This window comes from Streptomyces atriruber (assembly GCF_001418325.1).
GTDB lineage: Bacteria > Actinomycetota > Actinomycetes > Streptomycetales > Streptomycetaceae > Streptomyces > Streptomyces atriruber.
Genome location: NZ_LIPN01000198.1, coordinates 1 through 13,189, shown reverse-complemented (window position 1 = coordinate 13,189; position 13,189 = coordinate 1). Strand labels below are relative to the sequence as shown.

General features: G+C 71.7%; 9 protein-coding genes. 6 read left to right on the top strand and 3 right to left on the bottom strand.

The features are described 5' to 3' along the window. Positions 1 to 38 precede the first annotated feature (38 nt). The 3 genes from AOK03_RS21675 (at position 39) to AOK03_RS21665 (ending at position 3,352) form a co-directional block, all read left to right on the top strand. Positions 39 to 1,730: an ABC transporter ATP-binding protein gene (locus AOK03_RS21675; RefSeq protein WP_055566979.1), complete on the top strand. Its 1,692-nt coding sequence runs from the start codon at positions 39 to 41 to the stop codon at positions 1,728 to 1,730. After that, positions 1,727 to 2,563: an ECF transporter S component gene (locus AOK03_RS21670; RefSeq protein ID WP_055566978.1), complete on the top strand. Its 837-nt coding sequence runs from the start codon at positions 1,727 to 1,729 to the stop codon at positions 2,561 to 2,563. Before AOK03_RS21675 ends, AOK03_RS21670 begins: the two co-directional genes overlap by 4 nt. A 345-nt stretch (positions 2,564 to 2,908) precedes the next feature. Next, a complete protein-coding gene (locus AOK03_RS21665; RefSeq protein ID WP_055566977.1) occupies positions 2,909 to 3,352 on the top strand; it encodes a lytic transglycosylase domain-containing protein in 444 nt (147 codons plus the stop codon). Positions 3,353 to 3,431: 79 nt separating this feature from the next. Here AOK03_RS21665 and AOK03_RS21660 read toward each other — a convergent pair whose 3' ends face one another. Then, complete coding sequence (locus tag AOK03_RS21660) at positions 3,432 to 4,697, bottom strand: alpha/beta hydrolase (protein WP_244177691.1); 1,266 nt, start codon at positions 4,695 to 4,697, stop codon at positions 3,432 to 3,434. A 98-nt stretch (positions 4,698 to 4,795) separates the two neighbouring features. Then, on the bottom strand, positions 4,796 to 5,965 hold the full coding sequence (locus tag AOK03_RS21655; RefSeq protein ID WP_055566975.1) for a steroid 3-ketoacyl-CoA thiolase: 1,170 nt from the start codon (positions 5,963 to 5,965) through the stop codon (positions 4,796 to 4,798). A gap of 252 nt (positions 5,966 to 6,217) precedes the next feature. Here AOK03_RS21655 and AOK03_RS21650 point away from each other — a divergent pair, with 252 nt between their 5' ends. Together AOK03_RS21650 and AOK03_RS21645 are read left to right on the top strand one after the other, a co-directional pair. After that, positions 6,218 to 7,465, top strand: coding sequence for a cytochrome P450 (locus AOK03_RS21650; protein ID WP_055566974.1), 1,248 nt, complete (start codon positions 6,218 to 6,220; stop codon positions 7,463 to 7,465). A gap of 143 nt (positions 7,466 to 7,608) precedes the next feature. Continuing rightward, positions 7,609 to 9,234 carry a hypothetical protein gene (locus AOK03_RS21645; protein ID WP_055566980.1) on the top strand — a complete coding sequence of 542 codons (1,626 nt, stop codon included), beginning with the start codon at positions 7,609 to 7,611 and terminating at the stop codon, positions 9,232 to 9,234. Here the strand turns inward: AOK03_RS21645 and AOK03_RS21640 are convergent. Further along, positions 9,185 to 11,248: a bifunctional glycosyltransferase 87/phosphatase PAP2 family protein gene (locus tag AOK03_RS21640; protein WP_055566973.1), complete on the bottom strand. Its 2,064-nt coding sequence runs from the start codon at positions 11,246 to 11,248 to the stop codon at positions 9,185 to 9,187. The two genes, AOK03_RS21645 and AOK03_RS21640, sit on opposite strands and share 50 nt — an antisense overlap. 424 nt (positions 11,249 to 11,672) lie before the next feature. On the opposite strand from AOK03_RS21640, the gene proP reads away from it, so the two are divergent. Continuing rightward, the gene (proP, locus tag AOK03_RS21635) at positions 11,673 to 13,115 is read left to right on the top strand and encodes a glycine betaine/L-proline transporter ProP (RefSeq protein WP_055566972.1); all 1,443 of its coding nucleotides are present in this window, start codon (positions 11,673 to 11,675) and stop codon (positions 13,113 to 13,115) included. The last annotated feature ends 74 nt before the right edge of the window (positions 13,116 to 13,189 follow it).

Here is a 13,189-nt window from a genome sequence, read left to right as displayed (position 1 = left end):
ACCTCCCCCGCCTCCCCCGCAGCCTCCGAGGAGACCTCATGATCCGCTTCGAGGACGTCTCGGTGACCTACGACGGGGCGGCGCTGCCCACCGTCCAGGGGGTCGACCTCGACGTCCCGGAGGGCGAGCTGGTGCTGCTCGTCGGTCCCTCCGGGGTCGGCAAGTCGACGCTGCTCGGCACCGTGAGCGGTCTCGTGCCGCACTTCACGGGCGGCACCCTGCGCGGCCGCGTGACCGTGGCGGGCCGCGACACCCGTACGCACAAGCCCCGCGAACTCGCCGACGTCGTCGGCACCGTGGGCCAGGACCCGCTCTCGCACTTCGTGACCGACACCGTCGAGGACGAACTGGCCTACGGCATGGAGTCCCTGGGACTCGCCCCCGACGTGATGCGCCGACGCGTCGAGGAGACCCTGGACCTGCTCGGCCTCGCCGGGCTGCGCGACCGCCCCATCGCGACCCTGTCGGGCGGCCAGCAGCAGCGCGTCGCCATCGGGTCGGTCCTCACCCCGCATCCGCGGGTCCTCGTCCTCGACGAGCCGACGTCGGCCCTCGACCCGGCCGCCGCCGAAGAGGTCCTCGCCGTGCTGCAGCGGCTCGTCCACGACCTCGGCACCACGGTCCTGATGGCCGAGCACCGGCTGGAGCGGGTGGTGCAGTACGCGGACCAAGTGCTGCTGCTCGGCGCGCCGGGCGAGGCTCCGGTGCTCGGCGACCCGGCCGCGCTGATGGCCCGCTCCCCCGTCTTCCCCCCGGTGGTCGCCCTCGGCCGCATCGCGGGCTGGTCGCCGCTGCCGCTGACCGTGCGGGACGCGCGGCGCAGGGCGGGCGCGCTGCGGGAGCGGCTCGCGGGCGCGGAGCCGCCCCGGGAGACGCCGGCCGAGCCGGGCACGGCACAGGCTCCCGGCCGCCGGTGGCCCCGGCCGCGCAAGGAACGTACGGCCACGGCGCAGGACGCGGCGGCCGCCTCCGTCGAACGGCTCGCCGTGCGCCGCGGCCGCGTCGAGGCGCTGCGCCGCGTCGACCTCACGGTCGTGCCCGGCGAGACCGTCGCCCTCATGGGCCGCAACGGCGCCGGGAAGTCCACGCTCCTGTCCGCCCTGGTCGGCCTCCTCGAACCCACCTCGGGCACCGTCCGCGTCGGCGGCGCGGTCCCCCACCGCACGGCACCGCGGCAGCTGATCCGGCACGTCGGCCTGGTACCGCAGGAACCGCGCGACCTGTTGTACGCGGACACCGTGGCCGCCGAGTGCACGGCCGCCGATCACGACGCGGACGCCGCCCCCGGCACCTGCCGGGCCCTGGTGGACGAGCTGCTGCCGGGCATCGCGGACGACACCCACCCCCGGGACCTCTCCGAGGGCCAGCGCCTGACGCTCGCCCTGTCGATCGTCCTGACCACGCGCCCGCCGCTGCTGCTCCTGGACGAGCCGACGCGCGGCCTCGACTACGCGGCCAAGACCCGGCTGGTCACGGTCCTGCGCGGGCTCGCCGCCGAGGGGCACGCGATCGTGCTGGCCACCCACGACGTGGAGCTGGCCGCCGAGATCGCCCACCGGGTGGTGATCCTCGCGGACGGCGAGGTCGTCGCGGACGGCCCGACCGAGCAGATCGTGGTGTCGTCGCCGTCCTTCGCGCCGCAGGTCACGAAGATCCTGGCGCCGCAGGAGTGGCTGACGGTCGCCCAGGTGCGGCGAGCCCTCGACGCGGGGCGGGGGGAGTCCTCGTGAGCGCCGTCCCGAAGGCGCGCGGCCGGGCCCGCCCGATCCGTCTCGGCGTCCGCTCGGTCGCCGCTCTCGCCCTGGTCAGCGCCGTCGGCGTGGCCGCCTTCGGGTGGCCGCTGCTCGCGGCGGGCGACTCGGGGCTCAGTGAGCACGCGCAGGACGCGCCCTGGCTCTTCGCGGCGCTGCTTCCGCTGCTGCTCGCCGTGGTGGTGGCGACCATCGCGGACGTCGGTCTCGACGCGAAGGCCATCTCGATGCTGGGCGTGCTGGCCGCGGCGGGCGCCGCGCTGCGGCCGCTGGGCGCGGGGACGGCGGGCATCGAGCCGATGTTCTTCCTGATGGTGCTGAGCGGGCGGGTGCTCGGGCCGGGCTTCGGGTTCGTGCTCGGGGCGGTGTCGATGTTCGCGTCGGCGCTGCTGACCGGCGGTGTGGGGCCGTGGATGCCGTTCCAGATGCTGTCGATGGGCTGGGTCTGCATGGGCGCGGGGCTGCTCCCGGGCGCCGACAGCCTGCGCGGGCGGCGCGAGCTGTGGCTCCTCGCGGGCTACGGGGCGGTGTCCTCCGTCCTGTACGGCACGGTGATGAACCTGCAGGGCTGGCCCTATCTCGGCGGTCTCGCCACCGGTGTCTCCTTCGTGCCGGGCGACCCGTTGGCGGACAACCTCGGGCGGTTCGTCGCGTACTGCCTGGCGACCTCGCTCGGCTGGGACCTGCCGCGGGCGGTCGTCACCGTGCTGCTGAGCCTCGCGCTCGGCCCCGCCGTGCTGAAGGCGCTGCGGCGGGCCACGCGCCGGGCCGCGTTCGAGGCGCCGGTCACATTCGAGGCGCCGAAACCGTAGGGAAACCGACGCACTCCGTTACATCCGGGCCCGTCCCGAGTGAGGCGGCGCACAGGACCTTGGTCCTCTACGAAGCGGGCTCGTAGACCTTCCTTCTTGATGTACACGCGTCAATCACCGCGCTGACCTGCACATTGAGAGCCACGTCACATGAAGGACATTCGACTCGGGTGCGACTTCCACTAGTAAATGGGGTCATTGCGGCGGGGTAACAGCCCTGCTTCTCTGGATGAGTCGCACGGCGCCGACAGCCCACCCGGGCCTCGGCGCCGCCGCATGTCCCCCACACCCCCGTGTCGGACGGCGTGCACCGCGATCGCCCCGTCCCCCACCGGAAGGTCCTCTGTGTCCGCCTCGCTCATCCGCCGCATCGCTTCCCCGAAGAAGGCCATCACCGGCACTCTCGTCGCCGCTGCCGCTTCCGGCATGGTCTTCGCCGCGGCCCCGGCCCAGGCAGCCACCCCGACCACCGCGAAGGCCGCCGCCCCGGCCGCCGCCCCCGCGTCCGCCAAGGCGATCGCCCAGAAGAAGATCCCGGACCCGGCCCAGTTCGCCGCGTTCGACAAGATCGTCTCGCACGAGAGCGGCTGGAACCCCAGCGCCACGAACTCCTCGTCCGGCGCCTACGGCCTGGTCCAGGCCCTGCCCGCCTCGAAGATGGCCTCGGCCGGCGCCGACTGGAAGACCAACCCCGAGACCCAGATCGAGTGGGGCCTGAAGTACATGAACGACCGCTACGGCAGCCCCGTCGGCGCGTGGAACCACTGGCAGGCCAACGGCTGGTACTGAGCCGCCGCGAACCGCCACTGAAAGAGGCGGCAACCCCCACGGGGTTGCCGCCTCTTTCGCGTACCGGGCCGCCCGTCGGCTACCGCACCGCCGCGAACCACCGCGCGATCTTCGGCGTCGCCCGCGCCGCCGACCCCATGTGCGGCACCCCGCCCTGGTCCACGACCGGCGCCCGCACCCCGTGCGCGGCCAGGACCGCCGCGCAGCCGCGGGCGTTCTGGATGGGCACGTCGGTGTCGCCCCGTGACGCGTAGAGCCGCACCGGCGCCGCGGGCTTCCAGTCGCAGGCGCCGTCGTTCGCCTCCAGCGCCTCCTTCAGGCCGCCGCCCGGATGCTGGACGCGCTCGTAGAAGTCGGGCGTGAGCAGTTCCTTCAGCGATCCGGGCAGCGCGGGCAGGACCTCCTCCTCGCCGTGCTCGCCGTCGAAGAGCTGCTCCACCCGGTCCGCGTAGGGCGCGCGGAACACCTCGGAGGGGTCCTTGTAGATCGGGTGCAGACGGTTCTGGGCGACCAGGAAGTACGAGAGGTAGAAGACGCCGCTCGTGTCGTTGACCCGGCCGTCGAAGAGGGCGGGGAACTCCTCGCCGGACAGGTCGTAGGGCCCGCTGACGGGCGCGACGGCACGCGCCGTGAACGGCGCGGCGCCGCCCTTGCGGTCCAGCTCCCTGCCGAGCGCCATCGCCACCTGCCCGCCCTGCGAGAAGCCCGTGAGGTACAGATCGCCGGAGAGCGTGCGCCCCTCGCGCCGCGCCGCGGCGCGCGTGGCGCGGAGCATGTCCTCGGACGCGGTGACCGCCGAGCGCGTGTCCATGTACGGATGGCGTCCGGGACCCTTGCCGAGCCCGAGGTAGTCCGGCGCGGCGACGGCCTTGCCCGCCGCGGCGTGGAGGTAGGGGCTCAGCCGCCCGAAGTCCTCGGCGACCGAGGGGGCGTAGGAGCGGTGGACCATCGTGCCGTGACTGTCGGAGACGAGACCGAGGGCGCGGTGTTTTGGCGTCCTGGGCAGCACGAACAGGCCGGTGGCGGTGGTGGGACGGCCCTGGGTGTCGACGGTGCGGTAGGTGAGGCGGTACGCCCGCACGCCGTACCGCACGGTCGCCTTGCCGGACTCGAACTCGCCCTTCTTCAGGAAGCGGGCGACCTCGGCGCGGCTCAGGTCGGCGACCGGGGTGACCTTCAGGAGGGCACCCCGGGCGGTCCGGTCGCCCCGGTCCGCGTGCTGCCCGGGCGCCGCCTGCACGGCGGGCGCGGCGGTGAGTCCGGCAAGTCCGGCGAGCATCAGCGCGGCGAGGGCGGCGCCCCCTCGACGCGGGGAACGGGCGCGGCCGGACATCGTTTTCGTCATGCTCCGACGTTACGAAGGGCCCCGGTCGCACCGACAACCGAGAATCCCCCGGGCAGAAGGTGTACTTACGGACACCCCGGGCTTACGGACACCCCGGACTACAGCCGCTGCAGAATCGTCCCCGTGGCGACCGCGCCCCCCGCGCACATGGTGATGAGCGCGAACTCCTTGTCCCTGCGCTCCAGTTCGTGCAGGGCCGTGGTGATGAGCCGCGCCCCCGTCGCCCCCACCGGGTGGCCGATGGCGATCGCGCCGCCGTTCACGTTCACCTTCTCCAGGTCCTGTTCGAAGACCTGCGCCCAGCTCAGCACCACCGACGCGAACGCCTCGTTGATCTCCACGATGTCGATGTCCTTCAGCGACATCCCGGCCTTGCCGAGCACCGCGCGCGTCGCGTCGACCGGCCCGTCGAGATGGAAGTGCGGGTCGGCACCGACGAGCGCCTGCGCGACGATGCGCGCCCTCGGCTTCAGCTTGAGGGCCCGCGCCATCCGCTTGGACGCCCACATCAGGGCGGCCGCGCCGTCCGAGATCTGCGAGGAGTTCCCCGCAGTGTGCACGGCGGTCGGCATGACCGGCTTCAGACGGCCGAGGCCCTCCATCGTGGTGTCGCGCAGCCCCTCGTCGCGGTCGACGAGCCGCCACATGCCCTGCCCCGAGGCCTGCTCCTCCTCCGTGGTGGGCACCTGCACGGCGAATGTCTCGCGTTTGAAGCGCTCCTCGGCCCAGGCCACGGCCGCCCGCTCCTGCGAGATGAGGCCGAGCGAGTCCACGTTCTCGCGGGTGAGGCCGCGCTTGCGGGCGATGCGCTCGGCGGCCTCGAACTGGTTGGGCAGGTCGACGTTCCACTCGTCGGGGAAGGGTTTGCCGGGGCCGTGCTTGGAGCCGGAGCCGAGCGGCACCCGCGACATCGCCTCGACGCCGCAGCTGATCCCGACGTCGATGACACCGGCCGCGACCATGTTCGCGACCATGTGGCTCGCCTGCTGGGAGGAGCCGCACTGACAGTCGACGGTGGTCGCCGCGGTCTCGTAGGGCAGCCCCATGGTGAGCCAGGCCGTGCGCGCCGGGTTCATGGACTGCTCCCCGGCGTGCGTCACCGTGCCGCCGACGATCTGCTCGACGCAGTCGGCGTGGATGCCGGTGCGGCCGAGGAGTTCGCGGTAGGTCTCACCGAGCAGATAGGCGGGGTGGAGATTGGCGAGCGCGCCTCCGCGCTTGCCGATGGGCGTGCGCACTGCTTCGACGATGACGGGTTCCGCGGCCATGGGCTCGTCCTCCCTCTCCACGTCCCGCGAGCCGTCCCGGCGGCTCGCGAGTGGAACTAGTACGCGTTCTAGTTCTGCCCGTCAGTCTGCTGAGCGGAGCCCTGGTGCCGCAAGGGTCTTGCACGCATCTTGCGCAGGACCCGCACGCAACCGGACCCGCCCTGGGCCTTGCCTCTTGTAGAACCCGTTACTACCTTGCGAGCCAACTGTCCTGATGGATCGTCAGAACTCAGCCCACGCCTGGAGTTGCCGATGCCCTGTCCAGCGCTGCCCGACGGGTTCGACTTCACCGACCCCGACCTGCTCCAAGACCGCGTACCCCTCCCGGAGTTCGCACAGCTGCGGCAGACGGAACCGGTGCGCTGGATCGCCCAGCCGCCACGGATATCCGGCTACGACGACGCGGGCTACTGGGCCGTCACGCGCCACGAGGACGTCAAGTACGTTTCCACGCACCCCGAGTTGTACTCCTCCAATCTGAACACGGCGATCATCCGCTTCAACGAGACGATCACCCGCGATCAGATCGAAGTCCAGAAGATGATCATGCTCAACATGGACCCGCCCGAGCACACCCGGGTCCGGCAGATCGTGCAGCGCGGCTTCACCCCCCGCGCCATCCGCTCGCTGGAGGATGCGCTGCGGGCCCGGGCCGGCTCCATCGTCGAGACGGCGCTGGCGAACGCGGGACCCGACGGCTCCTTCGACTTCGTGACGAACGTCGCCGTCGAGCTGCCGCTGCAGGCCATCGCCGAGCTCATCGGCGTGCCCCAGGCGGACCGCTCCAAGATCTTCGACTGGTCCAACAAGATGGCGGCGTACGACGATCCGGAGTACGCCATCACCGAGGAGGTCGGCGCCGAGGCCGCGATGGAGATCGTCTCCTACGCGATGAACCTCGCCGCCGCCCGCAAGGAGTGCCCCGCCAAGGACATCGTCAGCCAGCTGGTGGCGGCCGAGGACGAGGGCAACCTCTCCTCCGACGAGTTCGGCTTCTTCGTGATCCTGCTCGCGGTGGCCGGCAACGAGACCACCCGCAACGCCATCACCCACGGCATGCACGCCCTCCTGACCCACCCCGACCAGTGGGAGCTCTACAAGCGCGAGCGCCCGGCGACCACGGCGGAGGAGATCGTGCGCTGGGCCACCCCGGTGGTCTCCTTCCAGCGCACGGCGACCCAGGACACGGAGCTCGGCGGCGCGCGGATCAAGAAGGGCGACCGGGTCGGCATCTTCTACTCCTCGGCCAACCACGACCCCGACGTGTTCGAATCGCCCGAGAAGTTCGACGTCACCCGCGACCCGAATCCGCACCTCGGCTTCGGCGGCGGCGGCCCGCACTTCTGCCTCGGCAAGTCCCTCGCCGTCCTGGAGATCAACCTCATCTTCAACGCCATCGCCGACGCCATGCCCGGTCTGCATCTGACCGGCGACCCGCGCAGACTCCGCTCCGCCTGGCTCAACGGGGTGAAGGAACTTCAGGTCAGCGCCCGCCCCTGAGCCGACAGCCCACCCCTGAGCCGATAGAGCGTCATAAGGCGACCTATCAGGTCAATTACATTTACGGAACCAACGTTTCCGTTGCATCCGGCGTCTGGGGAAGTGAACCTTGCCTTCCCCGGACTCGAACGGAAACGGTGGCCGTGGCCTCTGCCGACGTAACGCTCGCCCCGTCCGACAGCACGTCCACCGGTCGGAACGCACCCCTGCGCCCCTTCTTGCGGCGCCATCGCGTCCCGCTCCTGGCCACCCTCCCCACCCTTCCCCTGTACGTCGTGTGGGCGGCGTTCCTGGCCACGGGCGGCGGCGACCTCGCGGCGCAGGAGGCGTGGGCGCGGTTCGCCTCCGAGCACGGCACGGCCGCGTACAACCTCTTCTGGTACGGCGGGATGCACACCGCCAACTACAGCCTCATCTCGCCGTACCTGATGGCCGCGCTCGGCGTGCGGACCGTCACGGTGCTCTCCGGTGTCGCGGGGGCCTGGCTGGTCGCCGCCCTGATCGCGCGCACCGGTGTCCGAAGACCCCTGTGGCCCGCGGTGCTCGCCTCGCTCGCGGTGTGGTGCAACGTCGCCTCGGGCCGCACGACCTTCGCACTCGGCCTCGCCTTCGCGCTCGCGGCCTGTCTCGCCCTGGTCCGACAGCGGCGCACGGTCGTCGCGGTGGTGTGCGCGGCCCTCGCCACCATGGGCTCCCCGGTCGCGGGGCTCTTCCTCGTCGTGGCGGGCGCGGGCTACTTCTTCGTACGCGACTGGGTGCGGTCGGCCGCGCTGATCGTGCCGCCGTTCCTGGTCGTCGCGGCGACCACGGTGCTCTTCCCGTTCACCGGCGAGCACCTGATGCCCTTCGACCGGATCTTCCCGCCCGTGCTGTTCAGCCTGGCCCTCATCGTGGCGGGTCCCCGCGAGTGGCGGGTCCTGCGCCGGGGCGCGGGCGTCTACGCGGTCGGGACCGTCCTGACGTACCTCATCCCCTCTCCCATCGGGACCAACGTCGAGCGGCTCGCGGAGCTCATCGGCCCCGCCGTGCTGCTCGCCGCCCTGCTCGTGCCGGGCCTGACCCGGGCCCGCAGGGTCACGCTGACGGTGGCGCTCGTGCTGTCCTCGGCGTGGGTGGCGCAGAAGACCTTCGACGACCTCGCGGTGTCGACGAAGGTACCGAAGTGGGCGATCGACACCCACGGCGTGGTGCGGGAGCTGGAGCGCCTGGAGGCCAACCGCACCCGCGTCGAGGTCGTCCCGACCCGCAACCACCGCGAGGCCACCGCGCTGGCCCCGTACGTGAACATGGCGCGCGGCTGGAACCGCCAGCTCGACATCGAGCGCGGCCGCCTCTTCTACGACGGTTCGTTCTCGGCGTCCACCTACCGCGCGTGGCTCGACCGGTGGGCCGTCGGATACGTGGTGCTGCCCGCGGGCAAGCCGGACGGCTTCGCCGAGGACGAGGCGGCGCTGGTGGCGAGCGGGGAGAAGTGGCTGAAGCCGGTGTGGAAGGACGCGCACTGGCAGATCTTCCGGGTGAAGGACCCGGTGCCGCTCGTCTCCGAGCCCGCGGCCGTCGTCCGCTCCTCCGGGTCGAACATGGTGGTGCGGGTGCCCAAGCGGGGCTCGGTGACGCTGCGCCTCGTGTACTCGCCGTGGCTCCGGGCGGAGGGAGCCTGTCTGAAGCCGCACGGCGAGTTCACCCGCCTTTCGGTGCCCGCGCCCGGCACGTACGAGATCAGCTCGGGCTATGGTCCTTCACGAAGTCGGCCTTCGACGTGCCGATGACGGGCTCCGCGCCCGTGGCCGCCTTCAGCGGCTGCCGCACCCTCGGCCCGGACAGGAGGTAGGTGAGGCCGAAGCCCGCGCCCACGACGGCCGCGCCGCCCACCGCGTCGAGCACCCAGTGGTTGCCGGTCCCCACGATCGCGGAGACCGTGAAGAACGGGTGCAGCAGGCCGAGGGCCTTCATCCACCACCTGGGCGCGATGACCGCGATGACCAGACCGCACCACAGCGACCAGCCGAAGTGCAGCGAGGGCATCGCCGCGTACTGGTTGGTGAGCTGCGTCAGTGTGCCGTAGTCCGGCTGCGTGAAGTCCTGCACGCCGTGCACGGTGTCGATGAAGCCGAGCTCCGGCATCAGGCGCGGCGGGGCGAGCGGATAGGCCCAGAAGCCGATGAGCGCGAGGACCGTCGCGAAGCCGAGCGCGGAGCGCGCCCAGCGGTAGTCGGCGGGCCTGCGGACGTACAGGACGCCGAGGACGGTCAGCGGCACCAGGAAGTGGAACGACGTGTAGTAGAAGTTGAAGAAGTCCTGCATCCAGCCGGTCCGCGCCGTGAGGTGGTTGAACCAGTGCTCGATGTCGATGTGCAGGAACTGCTCGATGGCGTGGACCTGTTCGCCGTGGCGCTCGGCGTCGGCCCGGCCCCCGGAGATCGTGCCGCCGGTCGCCGCCAGCCTGACCTGCTGGTAGGCGGAGTAGCCGACGCGGATCAGGAGCAGTTCGAGCAGCAGGTTCGGGCGGGCCAGGACGCGCCGCCAGAACGGGACCAGCGGCACCCGGCTCCAGCGGGCCGGGACGGGCTCGGCGTACTCGGTGGGGATGGGGCTGCGGTACTGCGGGTGCTGCCGGGACAGGAACGGCACGACGGTGGCCGCGGCGAGCGCCGCGATCAGCACGATGTTGTCCCGGATCGGCTCGGTGACCGGCATGTTCGGCAGCATCATCTTGGCGGGCAGCGTCGACACGAGGACGACGGCCACCGGCCACATGTAGCGGTCGGAGCGGCGCTTTCCGGCCCGGCCGACCACCGCGAAGAGCACCCACAGGAGCTGGTGCTGCCAGGTGGTCGGCGACACCGCGACGGCGACGCAGCCGGTGATCGCGACGGCCAGGAGCAGCTGCCCGTCCTGCGCGTACCGCACGGCGCGGCGCAGGCCGAGGGCGACGACGGCGGCGCTCAGGGCCAGGAAGACCCCGATCTCCAGCGGGCCTTCGAGGCCGGCGCGGAGCAGCATGCCGTGCAGCGACTGGTTGGCGTTGGCGTCCGGGTCGGCGCCCAGGCCCGCGCCCGCCAGGTGGTGGATCCAGTACGTCGTCGAATCGCTCGGCATGGCGGCCCAGGCGAGCGCGGTGCAGGCGGCGAAGGCGCCGCCGGTGGCCGCGGCGGCCCGCTTGCGGCCGGTGAACCAGAGCAGCGCGGCGAAGAGCAGCACCGTCGGCTGCAGGGCGGCGCCGATGCCGATGAGGACGCCGCAGGTCCGCTGCCCGCGGACGGCGAAGAGGCCGAGCAGGACGAGCAGCACCGGCAGGATGCTGGTCTGGCCGAGGTACAGGGTGTTGCGCACCGGCAGCGACAGGATGAGCAGGCTGACCGCCACGGGGGCGGCGAGCAGCGAGGTGCGCCGGGTGACGGGCTGGGGCAGGGCGCGGGCGGCGACCACGCCGAGCACGACGACGAGGCCGAGCGTGCCGAACGTCCACATCCAGCCGAGCGCCTGCTCGCCCGCGCGGGTGAGGGGCTTGAGGACGAGCCCGGCGAACGGTGTGCCCGTGAACTTGTCCGCGTCGTAGAGGGAACCGTTCACGTGCAGGACGCCCTCGGGACCGATCCAGGTCTCCAGGTCCGTCAGCCGGTCACCCTCGGGGGTACGCAGGACGACGGCCATCTGCCGGATCGCGAGGACCGCGGCGACCAGCCAGAGGACGACACGGGCCGCTCCCGTCCGCGTCCCGGGTCCACCGGTCTGCCCTGCTCCCAAGACATCGCCCGGCCCCCTGTGCTCAACGTTCGCCACGCCGCGTCGACCCTCCGCCCTCGTCGGTCCTCGCCTCGGATGTGAAGTTCTCGTCCCTGAGATGGAGACGCACGCAACCACCATTTCACCTGGCCGCCACATCGCTTTCTATCGCCTTTGTCCGTGGCGCCCAACAGGGCCCCCACCCGGTGGCAGCGGTTCCCGGCCCCCTGACGTGACGGTTTCCGTCCTCGTGACGCGGCGGTTCCCGGCCCCGGCCGCGACAAAGATCACATGGGCACATAACCCCTGCCACCTGGGTAAATGCCGTTTGACCTGGACAGCAGCCGTTTTGCGGCGCTGTGCGGCCGACCGGCCACCGACCGTAATGATGCCCCTTGCACCTATGGTCGCTTTTCGGGCCGCGCCAGTTTATGGGTGCGGCCTCGTCCTTGTCGTCGACCGAAAGCAGGCGAGCGAACCCTTGGCGAGCGCCACCCCCGTCGCACTACGGAAGCCCGAGCCGTCGGACGCCCCCCTGCCCCGGCCGCGGAGAGAAGCGGCCGCGGCCCAGGACGTCACCGTCACCGACCCCGCGATGGTGAAGCGCGCGGTGAAGGCGGCCGCCCTCGGCAACGCGATGGAGTGGTTCGACTTCGGCGTCTACAGCTACATCGCCGTGACGCTCGGCAAGGTCTTCTTCCCCTCGGGCAACCCGACGGCCCAGCTGCTCTCCACCTTCGGCGCCTTCGCCGCGGCCTTCCTGATCCGGCCGCTCGGCGGCATGGTCTTCGGCCCCCTCGGCGACCGCGTCGGCCGCCAGAAGGTGCTCGCGCTGACCATGATCATGATGGCGGCGGGCACGTTCGCGATCGGCCTGATCCCGTCGTACGCGTCGATCGGCGTCTGGGCGCCGGTCCTGCTCCTCGCGGCCCGCCTGGTGCAGGGCTTCTCGACGGGCGGCGAGTACGCGGGCGCCTCCACGTTCATCGCCGAGTACGCCCCCGACAAGAAGCGCGGCTTCCTCGGCAGCTGGCTGGAGTTCGGCACGCTGGCGGGATACATCGGCGGCGCGGGCCTGGTCACGCTGATGACGGCCCTGCTCTCCACCGACGACCTCCTCTCCTGGGGCTGGCGCATCCCGTTCCTCATCGCGGGCCCGATGGGCCTGATCGGTCTCTACCTGCGGATGAAGCTGGAGGAGACCCCGGCGTTCGCCGCCGAGCTGGAGAAGGCGCACAAGGACGAGCAGACCCGCGCGAAGGTGCGCCTGCGCGACATGGTCACGGGCCAGTGGAAGACGCTCCTGCTCTGCATGGGCCTGGTCCTGGTCTTCAACGTCACGGACTACATGCTGCTGTCGTACATGCCGAGCTATCTGACCAGCGAGCTGAAGTACGACGAGACGCACGGGCTCCTGGTCATCCTGGCCGTCATGGCGCTGATGATGTGCGCCCAGCCCTTCATGGGGGCGCTCACGGACCGGGTGGGCCGCCGCCCGGTCATCGCCGCGGGCTGCGCGGGCTTCTTCCTGCTCTCGGTCCCCGCCCTCCTGCTGATCCGCGAGGGCTCCCTGTGGGCGATCGCCCTGGGCCTCGGCGCGCTCGGCATGCTCCTGGTCTGCTTCACGGCCTCGATGCCGTCGGCCCTCCCGGCCCTCTTCCCGACGAAGGTCCGCTACGGCTCCCTCTCCATCGGCTTCAACATCTCCGTCTCGGTCTTCGGCGGCACGACGCCGCTGATCGTGACGGCGCTGATCGGCGCGACGGGTGACAAGATGATGCCCGCGTACTACATGATGGCGGCGGCCGTGATCGGCGGCATCGCCGTCTGGTACATGACGGAATCGGCCCGCCGGCCGCTGCCGGGTTCGCCTCCGGCGGTGGAGACGGAAGCAGAGGCGATGGCTCTGCGCGGGGCCAGGTAACCCCCCGGGGTCACGGGACTGAACGGTGCGCGTGAGCCGGACCGCCCAGGGGCGCGGGGAACTGCGCGCCCAGC